We start from the raw sequence: 383 nt of genomic DNA on the forward strand, positions 1-383 counted from the left end.
GTTTCAATGGGATGTGTGATTTAGTTAATTACCCATACTAAAGAAAAAATGATGCCAAAATGTTTTGAAAAGAAAAATTATTCCAATAAATCTATATACCAGAAACCAGAAAGTGCTGTTGTTGAACAAGGAGAATCCTCATTAGCAGTTGTTTTACTTGGTGCGTTATAAGTCCTGAATACCTTCTCTCCGATGGTGAAAGTGATTTTGTTCTTGAAAATTGGTCCTTCAAAAGCAAAGGTATGAAACTCTCCGTTTTCGCCACATGGATCAATATCTGCAGGAAATTGCTTGATTAAATCAAGGCTGATTACTTTTCCACAAAAATTTTCGAGATTTTGCTGTGTGCAAACAATGATGGTTTTATAGTTCAGGTTTAGGAA

At 34.2% G+C, this 383-nt stretch carries 1 protein-coding gene; it reads right to left on the reverse strand.

Features of this window, described 5'->3' with window-relative positions; genetic code table 11:
* Nucleotides 1–77 precede the first annotated feature (77 nt).
* On the reverse strand, nt 78–383 hold a 306-nt coding region (locus AC1DND_RS29600), incomplete at its 5' end, for a Dph6-related ATP pyrophosphatase (protein ID WP_477586632.1).

It is taken from the genome of Pedobacter sp. 01N416 (assembly GCF_056399685.1).